Source organism: Sphingomonas natans (assembly GCF_030546695.1).
GTDB classification, from domain to species: Bacteria; Pseudomonadota; Alphaproteobacteria; order Sphingomonadales; family Sphingomonadaceae; genus Sphingomonas_I; species Sphingomonas_I natans.
In genome coordinates this window covers 112,624-130,643 of the sequence record NZ_JAUOTP010000011.1, presented here as the reverse complement: position 1 = coordinate 130,643, position 18,020 = coordinate 112,624, and the positions used below count along the sequence as shown (strand labels likewise).

12 protein-coding genes are annotated in these 18,020 nt (G+C 68.5%); 6 read left to right on the top strand and 6 right to left on the bottom strand.

All coding sequences use genetic code 11. The annotated features are described in order from the left end of the window. The first annotated feature begins 62 nt into the window (after nt 1–62). Nucleotides 63–2,195 carry a prolyl oligopeptidase family serine peptidase gene (locus Q4F19_RS19795; RefSeq protein ID WP_303546317.1) on the top strand — a complete coding sequence of 711 codons (2,133 nt, stop codon included), beginning with the start codon at nt 63–65 and terminating at the stop codon, nt 2,193–2,195. Nucleotides 2,196–2,355: 160 nt separating this feature from the next. On the opposite strand, the gene Q4F19_RS19790 is transcribed toward Q4F19_RS19795, so the two are convergent. From Q4F19_RS19790 to Q4F19_RS19780, 3 genes are all read right to left on the bottom strand, one after another. Then, the gene (locus Q4F19_RS19790) at nt 2,356–4,491 is read right to left on the bottom strand and encodes a sodium-translocating pyrophosphatase (RefSeq protein WP_303546316.1); all 2,136 of its coding nucleotides are present in this window, start codon (nt 4,489–4,491) and stop codon (nt 2,356–2,358) included. Nucleotides 4,492–4,598: 107 nt separating this feature from the next. Continuing rightward, nucleotides 4,599–5,522 carry a thiamine-phosphate kinase gene (gene thiL / locus Q4F19_RS19785; protein ID WP_303546315.1) on the bottom strand — a complete coding sequence of 308 codons (924 nt, stop codon included), beginning with the start codon at nt 5,520–5,522 and terminating at the stop codon, nt 4,599–4,601. Between the two features lie 14 nt (nt 5,523–5,536). Next, nucleotides 5,537–6,343, bottom strand: a complete 807-nt coding sequence (locus tag Q4F19_RS19780; RefSeq protein ID WP_303546314.1) for a creatininase family protein — start codon at nt 6,341–6,343, stop codon at nt 5,537–5,539. Between the two features lie 111 nt (nt 6,344–6,454). On the opposite strand from Q4F19_RS19780, the gene Q4F19_RS19775 reads away from it, so the two are divergent. After that, entirely contained in the window at nt 6,455–7,435 is a 981-nt protein-coding gene (locus Q4F19_RS19775; RefSeq protein ID WP_303546313.1) for a YihY/virulence factor BrkB family protein, read from the top strand. Between the two features lie 121 nt (nt 7,436–7,556). Here Q4F19_RS19775 and recQ read toward each other — a convergent pair whose 3' ends face one another. The 3 genes from recQ to Q4F19_RS19760 all read right to left on the bottom strand — a co-directional run bounded on the left by recQ (nt 7,557) and on the right by Q4F19_RS19760 (nt 13,453). Beyond that, the gene (gene recQ, locus Q4F19_RS19770; RefSeq protein ID WP_303546312.1) at nt 7,557–9,314 is read right to left on the bottom strand and encodes a DNA helicase RecQ; all 1,758 of its coding nucleotides are present in this window, start codon (nt 9,312–9,314) and stop codon (nt 7,557–7,559) included. After that, nucleotides 9,311–11,416: a M3 family metallopeptidase gene (locus tag Q4F19_RS19765; protein ID WP_303546311.1), complete on the bottom strand. Its 2,106-nt coding sequence runs from the start codon at nt 11,414–11,416 to the stop codon at nt 9,311–9,313. The genes recQ and Q4F19_RS19765 overlap by 4 nt, the downstream gene beginning before the upstream one ends. 222 nt (nt 11,417–11,638) lie before the next feature. Continuing rightward, on the bottom strand, nt 11,639–13,453 hold the full coding sequence (locus Q4F19_RS19760; protein ID WP_303546310.1) for an ABCB family ABC transporter ATP-binding protein/permease: 1,815 nt from the start codon (nt 13,451–13,453) through the stop codon (nt 11,639–11,641). Nucleotides 13,454–13,617: 164 nt separating this feature from the next. On the opposite strand from Q4F19_RS19760, the gene Q4F19_RS19755 reads away from it, so the two are divergent. The 4 genes from Q4F19_RS19755 to Q4F19_RS19740 are packed head-to-tail and all read left to right on the top strand — an operon-like array spanning nt 13,618 to nt 17,981. After that, nucleotides 13,618–14,181, top strand: a complete 564-nt coding sequence (locus Q4F19_RS19755) for a hypothetical protein (protein ID WP_303546309.1) — start codon at nt 13,618–13,620, stop codon at nt 14,179–14,181. Further along, nucleotides 14,178–16,958 carry an ATP-dependent DNA helicase gene (locus Q4F19_RS19750; RefSeq protein WP_431312436.1) on the top strand — a complete coding sequence of 927 codons (2,781 nt, stop codon included), beginning with the start codon at nt 14,178–14,180 and terminating at the stop codon, nt 16,956–16,958. Before Q4F19_RS19755 ends, Q4F19_RS19750 begins: the two co-directional genes overlap by 4 nt. Then, the gene (locus Q4F19_RS19745) at nt 16,918–17,454 is read left to right on the top strand and encodes a SixA phosphatase family protein (RefSeq protein ID WP_303546308.1); all 537 of its coding nucleotides are present in this window, start codon (nt 16,918–16,920) and stop codon (nt 17,452–17,454) included. The genes Q4F19_RS19750 and Q4F19_RS19745 overlap by 41 nt, the downstream gene beginning before the upstream one ends. Further along, nucleotides 17,451–17,981 (top strand): GNAT family N-acetyltransferase, encoded by a 531-nt coding sequence (locus Q4F19_RS19740; protein WP_303546307.1) that lies wholly within the window; start codon nt 17,451–17,453, stop codon nt 17,979–17,981. Before Q4F19_RS19745 ends, Q4F19_RS19740 begins: the two co-directional genes overlap by 4 nt. Nucleotides 17,982–18,020: the final 39 nt, after the last annotated feature.

Genomic DNA, 18,020 nt, shown 5'->3' with positions numbered 1-18,020 from the left:
GATTGAATGCGATGAGGGCCGGGGGCGCAAGCCTCCGGCCCTTTCTCGTTTCAAGGCTCCCCATGATCCTGCGCCCGGTGCTCCTCGCCATGACACTGATTTCCACGCCGAGCCTGGCCGCCCCCCCGCAGACGGTCGCGCCCTATCCGGCGACCGAGCGCGGCACGGTCGTCGATCATCCGTTCGGGCTCGCCATCCCCGATCCCTATCGCTGGCTCGAAGGCGATGTCCGCACCGACGCCAAGGTCCGCGCCTGGGTCGATGGCCAGAGCGCCTTCACCGAAGCCTATCTGGCGACGCTGCCGGGCCGCGCGGCGATCAAGGCGCGGCTGACCGAGTTGTGGGATTTCGAGAAGTTCGCAGTCCCCCAGCTGCGCGGGCAACGTCTCTTCTACCGACGCAATAGCGGCCTCCAGAATCAATATGTCCTCTACGTCCAGGACGGCAGCGCCGCGCCCCGGATCCTGATCGATCCCAACCCCTGGTCGAAGGACGGCGCGACCGCGCTTGCCGAATGGGAAGCCTCGCAGGACGGCCGCTACGTCGCTTATGGCGTGCAGGAAGGCGGCACCGACTGGCGCACCTATCACCTCGTCGAGGTCGCGACCGGCAAGGTGCTGCCCGACGCGGTCGAGTGGGGCAAATATTCGAACATCAGCTGGAAGGGCGACAGCTCGGGCTTCTTCTACGGCCGCTACGCGAAGCCCGAGGGCGGGCACCTCTTCACCGCGGGCACGCTCGATCAGCGCGTCTATTTCCACAAGGTCGGCACTCCCCAGTCGGCGGACACGCTGGTCTACGCCGCGTCCGATCGGCCGAAGCTGACGCACGGCCTCCAGGTCAGCGAAGATGGCCGCTGGCTCGTGATCCTCTCGACCGAGGACGATGTGAAGACCGAGCTCGTCGCGCTGGATCTCGCCAAGCCCGGCGCCGCGCCGCGCATCCTGATCCCCTATGGCGATCATGAGCTGCAATTCGCCGGCTCGTCCGGCGATACGCTCTTCGTCGTCACCACCGATGGCGCACCGCGCAAGCGGATCGTCGCGCTCGACGGCACCGCGCCCGGCCATCCAGTGTCGACGCCGCTGATCGCCGAGGGGCCCGGCACGATCGACTCCGCCTCGATCGTCGGCGGCCGCTTCCTGATCGGCACGATGGAGGATGCCAAGAGCGTCGTCCGCCGCTACGCGCTGGACGGCACGGCCGAAGGTGTCGTCGCGCTGCCCGGCATCGGCACCGCTGCCGGCTTCGCCGAAAATGGCGACGGCCCGCTCACTTACTACAGCTTCGCCAGCTACAATCGCCCGACGACGATCTACCGCTACGATGCGGCCACGAACGCCTCGACCATCTTCAAGGCGCCGCAGACGCCGTTCGATCCCGGCCAATATCAGGTCGAGCAGATCTTCTATCCGTCGAAGGACGGCACGCGCATCCCGATGTTCGTCGCACACCGCAAGGGTCTGGACCTCGCCGCCGGCGCGCCGACCTTGCTCTACGGCTATGGCGGCTTCAACATCTCGCTCACGCCCAGCTTCTCGGTCGCCTGGCTCGACTGGATGGAGATGGGCGGCGTCGTCGCGGTCGCGAACCTGCGTGGCGGCGGCGAATATGGGAAGGCCTGGCACGATGCCGGCAAGCTCGATCGCAAGCAGAACGTGTTCGACGATTTCATCGCCGCCGCCGAGACGCTGGTTTCGAGCGGCATCACGCGCAAGGACAAGCTCGTCATCAATGGCGGCTCGAACGGCGGGTTGCTCGTCGGCGCGGTGACGAACCAGCGGCCGGACCTGTTCGTCGCCGCGATCCCGCAGGTCGGCGTCATGGACATGATCCGCTTCACCAACTGGACGGCGGGCCGCTTCTGGACAGGCGACTATGGCGATCCGGCCAAGGAAGCCGATCTGACGTACAACCTGGCCTATTCGCCTTATCATACGATCCGCAGCGGCACGGCCTATCCCGCGATCCTCGCGACGACCGCCGACACCGACGATCGCGTCGTGCCCGCGCACAGCTTCAAATATGCCGCCGCACTGCAGGCTGCGGACATCGGCCCCAAGCCGCATCTGATCCGGATCGAGACGCGCGCCGGCCACGGCTCGGGCAAGCCGACCTCCAAGGCGATCGAGGAATATGCCGACATCCTCGCCTTCGCCGCTTACTGGACGGGGTTGGCGCCGCCGGCGAAGTGAAGCAGGAGGTTCTTTTCACGCAGAGGCGCGGAGACGCGGAGGCCATCCGCCCAGTCGCCGCGTAGCGGCTTTTCCTCCGCGACGATGACGAGACGAACGACGCGGCACGCAGGCGATCCCTCTCTGCGCCTCCGCGTGAATCAACCCTTCTTCCGTCTTCTCACCCGTGAGCCGCCAAGGCGGCAAGCAGCAGCAATGCCACGATGTTGGTGATCTTGATCATCGGGTTCACCGCCGGGCCCGCCGTATCCTTGTAGGGATCGCCGACCGTATCGCCGGTCACCGCCGCCTTGTGCGCTTCCGATCCCTTGCCGCCATGATTGCCGTCCTCGATATATTTCTTGGCATTGTCCCACGCACCACCGCCGCTCGTCATCGAGATGGCGACGAACAGCCCCGAGACGATCACGCCGAGCAGCAAGGCGCCCAATGATGCGAAGCCGTTGGCAGGCCCCGCGACAAGCCGGATCACGAAGAACACCGCGACCGGCGCCAGCACCGGCAGCAGGCTCGGGACGATCATCTCGCGGATCGCCGCCTTGGTGACGAGATCGACGGTGCGCGCATAATTGGGGCGGCTCGTCCCCGCCATGATCCCCGGATTGCTCCGGAACTGGTCGCGGACATCCTCGACCACCGCACCCGCCGCGCGGCCGACCGCGGTCATCCCGAACGCGCCGAACACGAAGGGCAGCAGCGCGCCAAGCAGCAGCCCGACGATCACGTACGGATTGGACAGCGAGAAATCGACGATCAGCGTCGGGAAATACTCCTTCAGGTCGGCCGTATAGGCGCCGAACAGGACGAGCGCGGCGAGCGCGGCCGAGCCGATCGCATAGCCCTTGGTCACCGCCTTGGTCGTATTGCCGACCGCGTCGAGCGCGTCGGTGCGCTCGCGCACGCTGTCCTCCAGCCCCGCCATTTCGGCGATGCCGCCGGCATTGTCGGTGACCGGGCCATAAGCATCGAGCGCGACGACCATCCCCGCCAGCGCGAGCATCGATGTCGCGCCGAAGGCGATGCCGATCACGCCCGCCAGCTGATAGGCGCCGATCACCGCGACGACGATGACGAGCGTCGGCAGCGCGGTCGATTCCAGGCTGATCGCCAGCCCCTGGATCACGTTGGTGCCGTGCCCCGTGACGCTCGCCTTCGCGATCGACTTCACCGGGCGATAATTGGTGCCCGTATAATATTCGGTGATCCACACGAGCGCGCCGGTGACGGCGAGCCCGATCATCATGCACCAGAACAGGTCCATGCCCGTGAAGCTGCCCGCGCCCGCCGCGACCGCGCCGGCGACATCCGGCCCCGCCGCCTCGCGCCCGCCGCCGATGACCGCGTTGAGATCCCCCAGCGCGAATTTCGTCGCGCCATAGATGGCAGGCACGGCGAGCAGGGCCGAGGTCAGGAACCCCTTGTAGAGCGCGCCCATGATCGATCCCGATCCGAGGCGGACCATGTAAGTGCCGATGATCGAGGTGATGATGCACACCCCGCCGACCAGAAGCGGCAGGCTCATCAGCGCCAGCACGTCCTCGTTCTTCACGAACAAGGCGATCGAGACCATCGTCACGCCGAGCGTGACGACATAGGTTTCGAACAGATCGGCGGCCATGCCCGCGCAATCGCCGACATTGTCGCCGACATTGTCCGCGATCACCGCCGGGTTGCGCGGATCGTCCTCAGGGATGCCCGCTTCCACCTTGCCGACGAGATCCGCGCCGACATCGGCCGCCTTGGTGAAGATGCCGCCGCCCAGCCGCGCGAAGATCGAGATGAGCGAGGCGCCGAAGGAGAGCGCGACGAGCGCGTTGATCACGATCCGGTCGGTCGGCGCATGGCCGGCCGGCCCGATCAGATACCCAAAGAAGACCGAGATCGCGAGCAGGCCGAGCCCGGCGACGAGCATGCCGGTGATCGCGCCCGAGCGGAACGCGGTGGTCAGGCCCGCCTGCAGGCTGGTGCGCGCGGCCTCGGCGGTGCGGACATTGGCCTTTACCGAGATGTTCATGCCCACGAAGCCGGTCGCGCCAGAGAGGAGGGCGCCGATCAGGAAGCCGACCGCGGATACCGTCCCCAGCAGGAAGAAGACCAACACCACCATGATGACGCCGACGACCGCGATCGTCGTATATTGGCGCGCTAGATAGGCGCGCGCGCCTTCCTGGATCGCGGCGGCGATATCCTGCATCCGCGCGTTGCCGGGCGACAATTTCAGAACCTGACCGCTGGTGACGATGCCGTAGATTACGGCCAACACGCCACAGGCGATCGCAAGCTGGACGATGAGCATGCGGTTTCCTCTCCTCATGGGAGGTCACTGCGTGGTGCCCCCTTGGGCGCGAGTATGAACAGCGGTGGTGGTTTGGGCAAGCAGGGCCGGAACCGTCCTTTTTGCGCCTATGCGCCATGCTCGTAGCCGAGCCGCGTCGGCAGCTCGACGGGGCCGTCGCGGTCGATGAGGACGAAGCCTTCCTCGGCCTGGAAGCGCCCGATCGCGGTGATCGCTACGTCGCCGAACGAAGGGAGCATCGCATCGACGGGAGCGGCGAAGAGCAGTTCGTAATCGTCGCCCGCGCTGGCGGCGGCGATCCGGCCCGCCTGGTCGTCGGGGCAGGCCGGGGCGAGCGGCACGGCATCGAGATCGATCGTCAGGCCGATGCCGCTCGCCTGCGCCATCCGCATCGCGTCGATCAGCAGGCCGTCCGAGACGTCCATCATCGCGTTGATGTGCGGCGCGAGCACTCGCCCCTCGGCCAGGCGGGGGACCGGCCGGCGATAGGCGGCGAGCGCGCTCGCCGGTCCGCTCCGCTCGCCGAGCGCGACAGCCAGCCCGATCCCCGCCGCGCCGATCGCGCCGGTGACGTAGCAGATGTCGTCGATCTGCGCTCCCGTTCTCGACGGCGCGCCGCCCGCCGGCGCCTCGCCGATCGCGGTAAGCCCCAACATACGTGGTGTGCCCATTTGGCCGGCGACGGTGTCACCGCCGAGCAAGGGGACATCATAATGCGCCAGAATATCGCGCAGGCCGGCGACGAAGCGCAGGTTCCACTCATCCTCGCCCAGCGCATAGCCGAGCAACACGCCGATCGGCCGCGCGCCCTTCGCGGCGAGGTCGGACAGGTTCACCGCGACGAGCTTCCACGCCACATCTTCGGGCGGATCGGCGGGCAGATAATGGACGCCCTCGACGATCATGTCGTGGGTCAGGACGAGCGCGGTGCCGCCGACCGTCAGCACCGCGGCGTCGTCGATCAGGTCGCGCGCCGCAGGATCCCGTGCCAGCCCGCGCAGCGCGGCGATGAAGATGCTTTCGCGCGACACTCAGCGGCAGCGGTTCAACGGCAGGGCCCGGCGGCGGCGAGCTGACCACGCAACTGATCGGCGGCGAGCTTCACGCGGATCGCGCCGAACCGCCGCCCCATCGCCACGGTCGCGCCGCGCGGATCGCCCGAGACGCCGTTCGCATCGATCGGGCCGTTGCCGTCATTCGCCAGATTGCCCGGCGCGAGCAGGCCCGGACGGACCAGATTGGGGTCGGCCGCCATCGCCTCGGCCGTATCCCACAGCCCGCCATGGCCGCCGGGCACCTTGCCGTCGGCCTTGATCTCGGCCTCGATCTGGGTGCGCGCCTTCGTATAGGCATCCTCGACGAAGAAGGCGCGCGCGCCTTTCGGCCGATATTCCTTGTCCAGCCGCTCCACCATCTCGCGCAGGCCGGCCATGCCGTCGCCATGATCGGTCAGGATCGCGACCCGCTGGAAGCCGCCGCCGATGAGGCTGCGGATCACATCCTCGTTGACCGCGACCCAGGTTTCGGGCCGCAGGCTGATTGTGCCCGCAAAGGCCATTCGCGCCGCGTCGTTGGGCGAGAAGGGCATGACCGGCAGCAGGATCGCATCGCCGATCGCCTGCGCCAGCGCCGCGCCATATTGATAGATGCGCAGATTATGCTTGCCGAGCGCCAGGTGCGGACCGCTCTCCTCGACGCCGCCATTGTAGAGGATCGCCACCGGGCAGCCGGTCTGCAGCCGCTCCTTCAGCTCGACGGTGGTCAGCTGCTCCAGCGCGGCGGGCTTCGCGGCGTGGGCCGGCCCGCCGAAAGCCAAGGCGGCCGCGGCCATTCCGATCGTCACTTTGCGCATATCGATCCTCCTCCGGAGCGAGAAGGTAACGGGCACACACCCTCGCGACAATCGCTCGAACGAACGCGGCACCATCGTCGTTTCAGGCGTTAAGCGCCCACAGGAGGGCTGATGGCGACGATGGAAGAAGCGCGGACGGAGCATGTCGACCGGCACGGGCGCAATGCGCGCGCGCCGATCGGGCTGCCGGCGCATGCGTGGCGCGAAGTGCTGGGGCGCGTCTGGACCAAGACGGGCACCGACAATATCGGGCTGCTCTCGGCCGGCGTCGCCTTCTACGCCTTCCTCTCGATCGTGCCTTTGCTCGGCGCGCTGGTGATGACCTACGGCCTGATCGCCGATCCCGGCACGATCGCCGATCATATGCGCGCGATCATCAGCGTCGTTCCGAAGGATGCCGCGAAGCTGATCCTCGATCAGCTCGTGAGCCTCGTCACGACCGCGTCGACCAAGAAGGGCATCGGCCTGCTCGTCGCCTTGCTGATCGCGATCTATGGCGCGACGCGCGCGTCGGGCGCGATCATGACCGCGCTGAACGTCGTCTACGAGCAGCCCGAGCAGCGCGGGATCATCAAGACGACGATCATCTCGTTCGTGATGATCATCGGCGCGGTGCTGGTCGGCATCGTCGGCCTGCTCGCCGCCTCCGCCTTGGCGCTGGTCGGCCGCTTCGTCGAAGGGCTGGGGCCGACCGTCGCGCTCGGCATCAACCTGACGACCTGGGCGATCGCGGCGGTGCTCGCCTCGGTCGGCATCGGCGCCGCCTATCGCTACGGCCCCTCGCGCCACGATGCGCGCTGGCAGTGGCTCACGGTCGGATCGGGCCTCGCGACCTTCCTGTGGCTGATCGCGACGGTCGGCTTCGGCGCCTATGCCGCGACGCTCGGCAATTACAACGCGACCTATGGCTCGCTCGGCGCGGTCGTCGTGCTGCTGATGTGGCTGTGGGTCTCGGCCTATGCGATCCTGCTCGGCGCGGTGATCAATGCCGAGGCCGAGCGCCAGACCGCGCAGGATACGACGACCGGCCCGGACAAGCCGCTCGGCCAGCGCGGCGCGAGCGTCGCGGACCAGGTCGCGCCGCCGAGTTGAAGCCGATCGACCGCTCATCCTGAGGAGCCACTGAGCTTGGCGAAGTGGCGTCTCGAAGGTCGTGCTTCGAGACGAGGCTTCGACGCTCAGCCTCTCCTTAGCATGAGCGGGTTCGGCTCGATCATGCCACTTCCTTCAGCGCCTCGAGAAACGCCGCGCCATAGCTTTCCAGCTTCTTCGCGCCGACGCCGCCGATCCGCGAGAGCGCGTGGATCGAGCGCGGCCGCTCCGCCGCCATCTCGCGCAGCACCGAATCGTGGAAGATCACATAAGGCGGCACGCCCTGCGCCTTGGCGAGATCGCGGCGGACTTCGCGCAGCCGCTCGAACACGGGATCGTGCGGAAAATCCTCGCTGCTACGCGAGCGCCGCTCGGCGCGCTTGGGCGGCAGGACGACCGCGACCGGCTCCTCGCCCTTCAGGATCGGCTTCGCGCCGGGTCCGAACGACAGCCCCCCGAAATCGTCGGCGCGCAACGCGTCGCGCGCCATCAACGCGCGGGCGACCGGCTTGATCAGGCGCAGCTCCTCGGGCGTCCCGATCCCGAAGACGGAGAGCTTGTGGTGACCCGCACCCAGGATCTTGTCGGTCCCCTTTCCGGCGAGCACGTCGGTCAGATGGCCGATCCCATAGCGCATCTCGGTGCGGAAGGCGGCCGAGAGCAGTTTGCGCGCGATCTCGGTCGCTTCCACCGTCGCGGGCGGGCTCAGGCAATTGTCGCAATTGCCGCACGTCAGCGGTGGCTCTTCGCCGAAATGGCGCAGCAGCACCGCGCGGCGGCAGCCGCTCGTCTCGACGAGGCTGGCGAGCGAGTTGAGCCGCGCGCGCTCGCCGCCACGGCGGCTCTCCTCCATCTCGGTCTCGATCCGGCGGCGCGCGCGCGCGAAATCGTCCGCGCCCCAGAAGAGCTGCGCGATCGCCGGATCGCCGTCGCGGCCGGCGCGGCCCGTCTCCTGATAATAAGCCTCGATCGATTTGGGCAGGCCGGCATGCGCCACGAAGCGGACGTCGGGCTTGTCGATTCCCATACCGAACGCGATCGTCGCGACCATCACCATGTCCTCCGACTGGACGAAGGCCTTGGCCGAGGCGGCGCGCGCGGCAGGCTCGAGCCCCGCATGATAAGCGCGCGTGGGGCGGCCGGTATCGCGCAGCGAGGCGGCAAGCCGCTCGGTCTCGGCGCGGCTCTGCGCATAGACGATGCCGCAGCCGGGCGTCTCGGCGATGAACTGTCCAAGTTGCCGCGGCAGGCCCTCGCGCGCGGCGATGCGATACTGGATGTTGGGCCGATCGAAGCCGGCGAGGATCAGGCCCTCGTCGGGAATGCCGAGCTGGGCAAGGATGTCGGCGCGCGTGCGGACGTCCGCGGTCGCGGTCAGCGCGAGCCGGGGCACGCCCGGAAACGCATCGAGCAGCCCGCGCAACTGGCGGTAATCGGGGCGGAAATCATGGCCCCATTCGGAGACGCAATGCGCCTCGTCGATCGCGATCAGCGCAAGCGGGATCTGGTCGGCGAGGCGGCGGAAGCTCTCGGTCGTCGCGCGCTCGGGCGCGACATATAGCAGATCGAGATCGCCGGCGCGCAGCCGCCTTATCGTCTCGTCGCGATCGTCATTGGCGGAGGTCAGCGCGGCGGCGCGGATGCCCGCCGCCTCGGCCGAGCGGACCTGATCGTGCATCAGCGCGATCAGCGGCGAGATGACGAGGCCGATGCCCCGCCGGCACAGCGCGGGGATCTGGTAGGTCAGCGACTTGCCCGCGCCCGTCGGCATCACGGCGAGCGTGCGCTCCCCCGCCATGACGCGATCGATCACCTCGCTCTGGCGACCCCGGAAGCTCTTGTAGCCGAAGGTGGTGCCGAGCGCTTCGAGGGGGCTCATTCGGGGACGAGACCCCGGCTCTTGAGGAAGGGCGCGAGCTCGGGATCGTGGCCGGTCATCTCGCGGAACATGACGCTGTAATCGCGCGTGCGGCCCTTCGAGAGGATCAGGTCGCGCAGGCGCTGGCCGTTGGCGCGGGTCATGCCGCCATTCGCCTCGAACCAGGCGTAGATATTTTCCTCGACCATGTCGGTCCAGATGTAGGCATAATAGCCGGCCGAATAGCCCGATCCCCAGATGTGGTTGAAATAGCTGGTCCGGTAGCGCGGCGGAACATGGGCGATGTCGAGCCCGGTCTCCCCGAGCGCCTTCGCCTCGAACGCATCGACATCGGCGGGGATCGCGTCGGCCTTGAGCGAGTGCCAGCTCATGTCGAGCTGGGCGGCGGCGAGCAGCTCGCCGAAGCTGGAGCCCGAGTTGAAATGCTCGGCCTTCTTGATCTTCGCGACGAGCTCGGCCGGCATCGGCGCACCGGTCTTGTAATGGACCGCGTAGCGCGCGAGCACGCGCGGCTCGAGCGCCCAATGTTCGTTGAACTGCGACGGGAATTCCACGAAATCGCGCGCGACCGCGGTGCCCGAGATGCTCGGATAGGCCTGCGCACCGAACAGACCGTGCAGCGCATGGCCGAATTCGTGGAACATCGTCCGCACATCCTCGAACGTGATCAGCTGCGGCTGGCCGGGCGCGGGCTTGGCGAAATTGGCGACATTGTAGATGACGGGCTTGGTGCCCATCAGCCTGGATTGCTTGACGAAATTGGACATCCAGGCGCCACCCGCCTTGTTGTCCCGCTTCCAGTAATCGAAATACATGAGGCCGAGCGGCGTGCCATTCTCCTCGAACACCTCGAACACGCGCATGTCCGGATCGTAGGTCGGCAGGTCCTTCCGCTCCTTGAAGCTCAGCCCGTAAAGCTGGTTCGCGGCGTAGAAGACGCCGTCCTGGAGCACCTTGCCGATCTCGAGATAGGGCTTGGTGTCCTCCTCGTTCAGATCATATTTCGCCTTGCGGACCTTCTCGGCATAATGGTCCCAGTCCCACGGCTGGAGCTGGAAACCGCCCTTTTCGTTGTCGATCACCTTCTGGATCTCGGCGACCTCGCGCGTCTGTTCGGCGGCGGTTGGCACATCGAGCCCGGCCATGAAGTCGCGCGCGGTCTTCGCGGTCTTCGCCATATTATCGGTCAGCGTGAAATCGGCCCAGGTCGGATAGCCGAGCAGGTTCGCCTTCTTCGTGCGCAGCTGGATGATCTGGAGGATTGTCGCGCGCGTGTCGTTGGCGTCGCCTTGCTCGGCGCGCGTCCAGCTCTTGTCGAACAGGGCCTTGCGCGTCGCGCGGTCGGTCAGCGACTGGAGCGCGGGCTGGAGCGTCGTGTTCTGGAGCGACAGCACATATTTGCCGGCCAGCCCGCGCTCCTTGGCGGCGAGCGCGGCGGTGGCAATGCCGTCCTCGCCGAGGCCGGCGAGCTGCTCGGGGCGATCGAGCACGAGCATGCCCGCCTTGGTCGCGGCGAGCAATTTCTGGCGGAAGGTGACGCCGAGCGAGCTCAGCTGCTGGTTGATCTGGGCGAGCGTCGCGCGATCCGCGGGCGCGAGCGCCGCGCCGGCGCGGACGAAGCGCTGCCAGTGGAGATCGAGCAAGGCGGCCTGCTCGGGATCGAGGCGGAGGCTGGCGGCGCGATCGTGGAGAGTCTTCACGCGCGCGGCGAGCTTGGGATCGCCGTAAAGCGGATCGTCGCCTTCGCTCAGCCATTGCGCGCGCGCGGCCTGGACCTTCTGGAGCGTCGGATTGGTGTTGGCCTGGGTCAGCGCGCCGAAGACGATGCGGACGCGGCCGAGCGTCTCGCCGGCTTTCTCTAGCGCGACGATCGTGTTCTCGAAGCTTGGCGCGGCAGGGTCGGCGGCGATCTTCGCGATCTCGGCCTGCTCCTGCGCGATGCCCGCGGCGAAGGCGGGATCGAAGTCGGTGTCTTTGATGTGGGCGAAATCGGGCGCCTGATAGGGAAGCGTGCTGGGCTGCGCGAACGGGTTGGCAGCGGGCTGCGCGCTGGCCGCGGTCGAAGCGAGAGCGGTCGTGGCGAGGATCAGGGTGCGGAGCAAAGCGCTCTCCGATGATGGGGGTGCCGACAAGCGGCTGATGGGCTTCATTAACGCATCGGATGGGCCGGTCTAACCCCCTTCCGCTCATCCTGAGGAGCTACTGAGCTTGTCGAAGTGGCGTCTCGAAGGACGGTCCCTGTCCTTCGAGACGGGCCTTCGACTTCGCTACGCTCCGCTCAGTCCCTCCTCAGGATGAGCGGGGTTCGATTTCCGAAGAAAACCCTACTCCGCCGCCAGCGCTTCCTCGTCCTCGGTCTGCTGGCGCATCCACATTTCCGCATAGAGGCCGGCCTGCGCGAGCAGCCCGCCATGCGTGCCGCGCTCGACGATCCGGCCCGCCTCCATCACGACGATCTCGTCGGCATGGACGATGGTCGAGAGGCGGTGGGCGATGATGATCGTCGTGCGGCGCTCGGCGACGCGCGCGAGCGTCTCCTGGATCTCGGCCTCGGTCCGGCTGTCGAGCGCGCTCGTCGCCTCGTCGAGGATCAGCAATTGCGGATCCTTGAGCAGAGTGCGCGCGATCGCGACGCGCTGCTTCTCGCCGCCCGAGAGCTTGAGGCCGCGCTCGCCGACGGGCGTGTCATATTGCTGGGGCAGCGAGAGGATGAAATCGTGGATCGCCGCGCCCTTGGCGGCGGCCTCCACTTCCAGCCGGCTCGCGCCGTCGCGGCCGTAGGCGATATTGTAGCCGATCGTATCGTTGAACAGCACCGTATCCTGGGGGACGATGCCGATCGCGCGGCGCAGCGACGCCTGCGTCACCGCGCGCAGATCCTGCCCGTCGATCGTGATCCGGCCGCCGGTGACGTCGTAGAAACGGAACAGCAGCCGCGCGAGCGTCGACTTGCCCGCGCCCGACGAGCCGACCACCGCGAGCGTGCCGCCCACCGGCACCGACAGGTCGACGCCCTTCAATATCTCGCGCTCGGGATCGTAGGAGAAGCGCACGTCCTCGAAGCGGACCGCGCCGCCTTTCTCGGTCAGCGCCGTCGCGGCGGGCGCGTCCTTCACCTCTTCGTTCGTGTCGATCAGGCCGAACATCGCCTCCATGTCGATCAGCCCCTGGCGGATCTCGCGATAGACCATGCCGAGGAAATCGAGCGGGCGGAAAAGCTGCGCCAACAGCGTGTTGACCAGCACGACGTCGCCGACCGAGAACAGGCCCTTCGACCAGCCCCAGACGCTATACGCCATCGCCGAGGCCATCATCAGATTGGTGATCAGCGACTGGCCGATATTCATCCAGGCGAGGCTGATCTCGACCGTCGCGGTCGTGTCGACGAGCTTGCGGACGCTGCTGCCGTAGCGGCGGCGCTCGACTTCCTCGGCGTTGAAATATTTGACCGTCTCATAGTTCAAGAGGCTGTCGACCGCCTTCTGCGTCGCCTCGCTGTCGCTCTTCGCCCATTCGCGGCGAACGACCGTGCGCCACTCGGTCATGCGCTGCGTGAACGTCACATATGCGGCGATCATCACCATCGTGCCCGCGACGAGCGGCCAGCCGAACTTGGTCAGGAAGATGATGCAGACCGCGGCGAGCTCGAGGATCGTCGGCGCGATGTTGAACAGGATGAAATAGAGCATCGTATCGATGCTCTTGGTGCCGCGCTCGATGACCTTGGTGACCGCGCCGGTGCGCCGCTCGAGATGGAAGCGCAGCGACAGGCGATGAAGATGGCCGAACACTTCGAGCGCGAGCCGGTGCGCAGCCTCCTGGCCGACGCGCTCGAAGATCGCATTGCGCAGATTGTCAAACAGCACCCCGCCGAAGCGCGCGCCGGCATAAGCGACGACGAGCGCCATCGCGAGGCCGACGCCGGGCTGGAGCCCCGGCGCCATCCGGTCGATCGCCGCCTTGTAGGCGAAGGGCATCAGCAGCGTGATCGATTTGGAGACGAGCACGAACAGCATCGCCACGCCGACGCGCACGCGCATCGCCGGCTGACCCGCAGGCCACAGATAGGGCAGGAAGCGGCGGAGCGCGCCGAAGCCGTCCATCGGCTTTTGGGTGGAATCGGTGGCGGAAGGAGGCATCGTCGCCCAAGATAGTGTGTCCGCAGGGTTACGCCAGCGGTGCGTCCGGCCGCGCGGGTGCCGAGGCCGGCGGTGAAGCGGAAGGCTTGGTCCCCGCCGATGTCCACGCTATGTTCGCGCTCGACGGGAGCGCGACTCCCGCCGCTTCCCGTGGAAAAAGCCTTATGCACGAACAGGATGCGCCGATCCGCCTGCCCGCGCTGCGGCGCGCCGAGCAACGGCCGGAGCGTATCCTCTATGTCGCGCGCGCCGGCTTCGGCGCGCTGCCGTCGGGCTCTGGGACGATCCTCGTCTTCATGATGCCGCAGCTGCTCTCGCTGGGCTTCCTCGTCTGGGCGATCTGGTGGCCTTATCCGGCGTCGATGCACGCTTTCGTCCGCGCGATCCTCTGTTCGATCGTGCTGGCCGGCGCGGTGGTGACGGTCGCGGCGATGCTGATCCGGCGCAATCGCGGCTTCATCAGCGCGGTGGTGCAAGCGCCCTTCATCAGCATCACCGTAACCGATCGTCGGATGCTGTGGACCGTGCCGTGGGAGAAGCAGCCGCTGATCGAGATCGGGCGGCGGCGGATGCTGCGCGGGGTGCTGGGTTCGGTCGATCGGCGCGGGCGCGGCAATGCCGCGGTCGAGCTGGTCGCGGGCGATCCCGCCGCCGATATCGACGGTCATATCCATTTCGATCGCCTGCCGCAGGTCGCGCGCTTCGTCGGGGCGATCGAAAGCTGGTGAGCGATCTGACCGAGGCGGCGGCGATCGGCCTGCCCGCGCTGCACGCGACGCATGGCGGCATCTGGCTCGCCGAGGGCGACGGCCGGGTGCGCGCGGTCGGCCGCGGCGAGGCGCTGTCGCTCTGCGCCGGCACGCCGACCATCCTGCTCAACGCGCCGCTCGTCGCCGCGCGGCTGGGCCTCCCCGAAATGTCCGGGCTCGATCTGCTGGAGCTGTTCGCCTTCGTCCACCCCGCGCGCTTCGCGGTGCCGACCCCGCCGGGACTGGCGCGCGCGCTCGGGCTCGATCCGCCCGCCGACGACAGCGGCGCGGCCGCTTTCTACCAGCGCGCCGCGGCGGCCCTGCTCGCCCGGCTCGGCGCGTCCGATTGGCCGGAGCGCGAAGGCGCATGGACCGCGTGCCAGGCGCTCGGCCGGTTGCGCTGGCCGTGGGCGGCGCTGGTCGGTCCCCGCATCGTCAAGCCCGAGCGGGGCGAGCGCTGGCTCTTCTCGAAGCTTCCCCAATGGGAGGAAGCCGGCGCGCGGCCCGAGGCGCGCCCACTCCGCCTGCCCGACGGCGCGACGCAGGACCGGCTCGCCGATCTCGTCGGCGAGGGCGCCGAGCCGCGCGAGGGCCAGCGCGCTTATGCGGCGGCGGCGGCGCGCGCCTTCGATCCGCGGCTGGAGGCAGGGCGGCCGCGGCTTGTTCTCGCCGAGGCGGGCACGGGCATCGGCAAGACGCTCGGCTATCTCGCACCCGCCTCGCTCTGGGCGGAGCAGGCGGGCGGCGCGGTGTGGGTCTCGACCTACACCAAGGCGCTCCAGCGCCAATTGGCCGCCGAGGGCGCGCGGCTGTTCTCGAACGAGGCGGAGCGGCGCCAGAAGATCGTCGTCCGCAAGGGGCGCGAGAATTATCTCTGCCTGCTCAATCTGGAGGATGCGCTGCAGGGCGGGTTCGCCGGGCGCGCGGCGATCCTCGCGCAGCTCGTCGCGCGCTGGGCGGCCTATAGCGCGGACGGCGACATGGTCGGCGGCGATCTGCCCGGCTGGCTGCCGAGCCTGTTCCGCCGCGCGGGCGCGACCGCCTTGACCGATCGGCGCGGCGAATGCGTCTATGCCGGCTGCCCGCATTACCGGAAATGCTTCATCGAGCGCGCCGCGCGCGCCTCCGAAGGCGCCGACCTCGTCATCGCCAATCACGCCTTGGTGATGCTGCTCGCCGCGCGGCAGGCGGAGGGCGGGCAGCCGCTCGCCAGAATCGTGTTCGACGAAGGCCATCACCTGTTCGACGCCGCCGACAGCACCTTCGCCGCCGCGCTGACGGGGCAGGAGGCGATCGAACTGCGCCGCTGGATCGTCGGACCCGAGAGCCGCTCGCGCGGACGGCGGCGCGGGCTCGCGGCGCGGCTGGCGGACCTCGCTTCCTATGACGACGAGGGCGCGCGCGCGATCGAGCAGGCGGTCGCCGCCGCGCACGAATTGCCCGCCGACAGCTGGCTCGGGCGGCTGGCCGAGGAGCTGCCGCTCGGCCCGATCGAGACATTGCTCGCCCGGGTGCGCGCGACCGTGCTCGCGCGCGCCAGCGCCGGCGATGCGGGCTTCGGGCTGGAGACGCACGCCGCCGAGCTCGACGCGCCGTTGATCGAGGCGGCCGCGCCCGCGGTCGAGGCGCTGGAGGCGCTGATGCGCCCGCTCGCGCGGCTGCGCCAGCGGCTGATCGCGGTGATGGAGGATGCGCCCGACTGGCTCGACGGGCAGGCGCGCGCGCGGATCGAGGGCGCGCTGGGCGGGCTGCTCCGGCGCGGCCAGACGCTGGCGGCGTGGGTGGCGATGCTCGCGCGGCTCGGCGGGACCACCGATCCCGATTATGTCGATTGGCTCGCGGTCGATCGCGTCGAGGGGCGCGAGTTCGACGTAGGGCTGCACCGCCACTGGCTCGATCCGACGCGGCCGCTCGCCGAGGCGGTGCTCAAGCCCGCGCATGGCCTGCTCGTCACTTCGGCGACGCTCACCGGCGGCGGCGACTGGTCGGTCGCCGAGGCGCGCAGCGGCGCGCTCCACCTCGATGCGCCGCAGACCAATTTCGCGGTCGAAAGCCCGTTCGATTATGCCAACCAGTCTGAAGTGCTGATCGTCACCGACGTCCGGAAAGGCGACATGCCTGCTCTGGCCGGCGCCTATGCGCGGCTGATCGAGGCGTCGGGCGGCGGCGCGCTCGGGCTCTTCACCGCGATCGGGCGGCTGAAGGCGGTCCATGCGCGCATCGCCGACCGGCTCGCCCGCGAAGGCCTGCCGCTCTACGCGCAGCATGTCGATCCGATCGACACCGGCACGCTCGTCGACATGTTCCGCGATGAGCCGCACGCGTCTCTGCTCGGCACCGATGCGCTGCGCGACGGGGTCGACGTTCCCGGGGATTCGCTGCGGCTGGTCGTGCTGGAGGGGGTGCCCTGGCCGCGGCCGACCGTGCTGCACGGTGCACGCCGCGCGGCCAATGGCGGCAGCGCGCATGACGACCGGATTGTCCGCGCGCGGCTGGCGCAGGGCTTCGGACGGCTGATCCGGCGCGCGGGCGATCGTGGCTGCTTCGTGCTGCTGTCCGCGGCGATGCCGTCGCGCCTGCTCAGCGCCTTTCCGCCCGGCGTGCCGATCCGGCGGCTGCCGCTCGACGAGGCGGTGCGCCACGTCGCATCGCGTCTTTCGTCCGACGCATCTTTCGGGCATCAGGGCCCCGAAGAGGCAAAGGCAGCGGAGAGGCATGAAGAAGCTGACGCTGCTTCGGCACGCCAAATCAGGTGACGACGGACTGGTGGCGCGCGATATCGATCGCCGGCTCAATGCGAAGGGCCGGCGTGCGGCGCGCGCGATCGGGCGCCATCTGCGCGACACCGCGAGCCGGTTCGATGCGGTCGTCGCCTCGCCCGCGGTGCGCGTGGCCGAGACGGTGGAGGAAGTCTCCGCCGGATATGGGCGCGGGCTCGCGCCGATCTGGGACCGCCGCATCTATCTCGCCTCCGCGTCCGAACTGATCGATCTGATCCGCGGTCAGCCCGCCGAGACCGGGAGCCTACTGCTGATCGGGCATAATCCGGGGCTCGAGGATCTGGTGCTGACGCTCGTGCCCGCGTCCGATGGCAAACGGGGTGCGGTCGAGGAGAAATATCCGACCGGATCGCTCGCCGAGATCGATCTGGATATCGAAGATTGGGCGGATCTGGCGCCGGCGACGGGCGGGCTCGCGCGCTTCGTACGGCCGCGCGATCTCGATCCCGAATTGGGGCCCGACGCCTTATGACCGAGACGATGCGGCGCGCGACGGCGGACGATGCCGCGCGGCTCTCGCTGCTCGGCGGCGCGACCTTCCTCACGTCTTTCGCCTTCGATCATCCGGGCGACGCGATCGTCGAGCATGTCCAGCGCACCCACTCGCCCGAATGGTATGCGGCGACGATCGCCGATCCGGACTGCGCGATCTGGATCGTCGAGACCGAACTCGGCGCGCCGGTCGGCTATGCGGTGATGACTCCGCCCGACGTCAACCACCCGACCCGCCCCGGCGATCTCGAGCTCAAGCGCATCTATGTGCTGCACGGCTGGCAGCAGGGCGGCTGGGGCGTGAAACTGCTCCGTGCGGTGGAGGCCGAAGCGGCGGCGCGGGGCGCGGACCGGCTGCTGCTGTGCGTCTATACGGTCAATCACCGCGCGCAGCGTTTCTATGCGCGCGAGGGTTTCGCCGACACCGGATCGCGCCAGGCCTTCCTCGTGGGCGACGTCCCGTTCGACGATGCGATCTGGGAGAAGGCGCTGCCGCGTACGATTTGATGTGCGGCCGATGCCGTTCGCGGCGTAGGGTGGCGCAGG